Source organism: Sphingomonas bacterium, from assembly GCF_903643035.1.
In the GTDB taxonomy this organism is placed as follows: domain Bacteria; phylum Pseudomonadota; class Alphaproteobacteria; order Sphingomonadales; family Sphingomonadaceae; genus Sphingomonas.
This window is the reverse complement of the sequence record NZ_CAHJWW010000289.1, coordinates 1-3,329: the sequence shown is the minus strand read 5'-3', so window position 1 is coordinate 3,329 and position 3,329 is coordinate 1. Positions and strand designations below refer to the sequence as shown.

Below are 3,329 nucleotides of genomic sequence, written 5' to 3'. Positions count from 1 at the left end.
GCGCGTGCCGTCGCGGTCCATCGAGGTGACGAGCAGCTCGCCGGCGCCCAGCGCCGCCAGCCGAACCGCATGCGCCACCGCGTCGACCCCGGTCGCTCGCCGGCCGCCGTGGGTGAAGACCTCCCACCGCCCCCCTCCGACCGAGCGCGCGTCGATCGAGGCCACGCAGCACTGGCTGCCGAACCGCCGCGCGATGTCGCCCACCAGTTCGGGCCGGGCGACGGCGGCGGAGTTGACCGCCACCTTGTCCGCGCCCGCCAGCAACAGCGCGCGCGCATCGTCGGCGCTGCGCACCCCGCCGCCGACGGTCAGCGGCATGAAGCAGACGGCGGCGGTGCGGCCGACCACGTCGAGCAGCGTGCCGCGCCCCTCGTGGCTGGCCGAGATGTCGAGGAAGCAAAGTTCGTCCGCGCCCGCCGCGTCATAGGCGCGCGCCTGCTCGACGGGATCGCCCGCGTCGCGCAGCGCGACGAAGTTGACGCCCTTGACCACGCGCCCGCCCGCGACGTCGAGGCAGGGGATGATGCGCGCGCGGACCGTCATCGCGCGCGTCCCGTCCGCGCCGCCCCCAGCGCCGACCTCAATAGTCGAGCTGCTTCACCGCCGCGTTCCAGCTCATGATGTTGTCGCGCGCCTCCTGCACGAAGGCGGAGCGGCGGACGAAGCCCATGAAGAATTCGGCGAACCACTTGCCCGGCTGGCGCAGCGGCCGCTCGAACTGGACGAGCAGGACCACGCGCGTGCCTGCCGTGTCGTTCCATACCTCGTGCTGGTAGGTGTCGTCGAACACCAGCGTCTCGCCCTCCGCCCAGCGGACGATGCGGTCGTCGACGCGCATCCTGACATCGCCGTCGCGCGGCACGATGAGGCCGAGGTGACAGGTGATGAGCCCCTTGGTGACGCCGCGATGGTCGGGGATGTGGGTGCCGGGCGCCAGGATGGAGAAGAACGCGCTGTTCAGTCCCGGTATCCGCGCCACCGCCTTCGCCGTCTCCGGGCAGCGGGCGAGGTTCTCCTCGATCGGATAGCTGTAGCCCCACAGGAAGAACGACCGCCACATGTTGATCTGCGCGATCGAGCGGTGGTCGGGGGAGATCGTCGCGAGGCTGGGCGCCGCCTCGCCGACCAGCGCGACCTTCACGGCCTCGTCGCGGATCGCCTGCCAGTTCTCGCGCAGCACCTGCGTCCACGCGAAGTCCCGGACGTCGAGCACGGGGTCGTTGGGCACCAGCGAGGACGAGGCGATCAGCCGGTCGAACAGCCCGCGCAGGTGCTTGCCGACCGTGATGATGTACGGCCGGTTCGTTTCCGCCTTCATCTGCGTGCCCGGCGCCGGCGCGCCCGAGATCACGTTGATGTCGGGGACGCGGATCCCCGCCTCCTCGGCGCCCATGCCCGATTCCGGCCACAAAGCCGGCCGGGAGTCCGCATGGGGCAAGGGGTGCGGGGCGGCTGGCCCGGCCTGCGGCTGGCGGGAGGTCTGGACGTCCAATCTCGTGCCCTCTTCGTATAGGCCTTGGAGCCGGTCGCCCGCGGAGACGCGGGATCGGCAGGGGTAATCGATCGCCCCGCTACGAGCAATCGTGGGCGAAATCATGGCGGGAACGTCCGGCGTCGCGCCGGTCCCGCCGGAGGGCGGTCGGGCTGGCAGTCATGCGGCGACCATGGCGCCCATGTCGTCCATCGTCCGGCGCGCGCACGTTCTGGCGACGTTCAGCCGGGCCGGCTAGGGAGCGGGCATGAACCGCATCCTGCGCACGCCGCGCGCCGCCCCGCTCGCCGTCCTTCTGTGCGGCGCGAGCGTCCCCGCCCTTGGCCAGCCGGCGCCGGCGCAGGTTCCGGCCGCTCCGGCCGCCGCCCCGGCCGTGATCGTCGGCGGCCAGATCGATCCCGCGACGGTCGCCGTCGACACCTCGCCCTGGCTCTACAAGGGCAGCGACATCGCCCAGGACAGGGAATGGCATTTCGGCCGCCTGCCCAACGGGCTGCGCTATGCCGTCCGCCGGAACGGCGTGCCGCCCGGCCAGGTCGCGATACGGGTGCGGATCGAGGCGGGCTCGCTGAACGAGACCGACAGCGAGCGCGGCTTTGCGCATTTCATCGAGCACCTGTCGTTCCGCGGCAGCGAGTACGTGCCCGACGGCGAGGCGAAGCGGACGTGGCAGCGGTTCGGCGCCACCTTCGGCACCGACCAGAACGCGCAGACCACCCCGACGCAGACCGTCTATCACCTCGACCTGCCGGGCGCGACGCCGACGAGCCTGGACGAGTCGCTCAAGATCCTGTCGGGCATGATGGAGAAGCCCAACATCGTGCCCGCCGCGCTGAACGCGGAACGCCCGGTGGTGCTGGCCGAGCAGCGCGAGCAGCCGGGGCCGCAGGTGCGGGTCGGCGACACGGTGCGCGCCACCTTCTTCGCTGGCCAGCCGCTCGCGGACCGCTCGCCGATCGGCAACATCAAGACGCTGGAGGCGGCCACCGCGCCGACCGTGCTCGCCTTCCACGATCGCTGGTACCGGCCGGCGAACGCGGTGGTCGTGGTGGTGGGGGACATGGAACCGGACGTGCTGGCCCGGCTGGTGACAAGGAACTTCGCGAGCTGGCGCGGCGTCGGTCCCGTGCCGCCCGTGCCCGACTTCGGCCGGCCGCACGCGGGCCTGCCCACCACCGCAACGACGGTCGAGGCGTCGATCCCGGAGGTCGTCAGCACCGCCGTGCTGCGGCCGTGGCGTTTCAACAACGACACGGTGATCTTCAACCAGCGCCGGCTGGTCGACACGATCGCGACGCAGGTGATCGACCGCCGGCTGGAGACGCGCGCCCGCGCCGGCGGCAGCTTCCTCCAGGCGTCGGTCGGCCTGGACGACGTGTCGCGGTCCGCCAACATCACCTCGGTCAACATCGTGCCGCTGGGCGACGACTGGGAACTGGCGCTTCGTGACGTGCGCGGGGTGATCGCCGATGCCATGACGCGCCCGCCCAGCCAGGCGGAGATCGACCAGGAACTCGCCGGCTACGACTCGGCGATGAAGACGCAGGCGGACACCGCGCGCGTCCAGATGGGCTCGCACCTCGCCGACGATCTGGTCCAGGCGCTCGACATCCGCGAGACGACGACCAGCCCCGAGGCGAGCTACAAGGTGTTCGCCGACGCGCGCGCCAAGCGCATGTTCACGCCCGCCGCGATCCTCGCCTCCACCCGCCGACTGTTCAAGGGCGACGCGACGCGCGCGGTGGTGAACCTGCACGCCGCCGATCCCGCCGCCGCGCCGAAGCTCGCCGCCGCGCTCAGGTCCGACGTGACGGGCGCGGAGCCCGCCCGGGCCGCG

Annotated in this window: 3 protein-coding genes; 1 reads left to right on the top strand and 2 read right to left on the bottom strand. The window is 72.1% G+C overall.

Annotated elements, in window-relative coordinates:
* Both hisF and HUV01_RS14005 read right to left on the bottom strand, forming a co-directional pair.
* A partial coding sequence (gene hisF / locus HUV01_RS14010; RefSeq protein ID WP_174298828.1) for an imidazole glycerol phosphate synthase subunit HisF occupies window positions 1-543 on the bottom strand: 543 nt, incomplete at its 3' end.
* Window positions 544-580: 37 nt separating this feature from the next.
* Window positions 581-1,393: an aspartyl/asparaginyl beta-hydroxylase domain-containing protein gene (locus HUV01_RS14005; RefSeq protein ID WP_254606680.1), complete on the bottom strand. Its 813-nt coding sequence runs from the start codon at window positions 1,391-1,393 to the stop codon at window positions 581-583.
* 346 nt (window positions 1,394-1,739) lie between these two features.
* Between HUV01_RS14005 and HUV01_RS14000 the strand changes: the two genes are divergently transcribed.
* A partial coding sequence (locus HUV01_RS14000) for a M16 family metallopeptidase (RefSeq protein ID WP_174298827.1) occupies window positions 1,740-3,329 on the top strand: 1,590 nt, incomplete at its 3' end.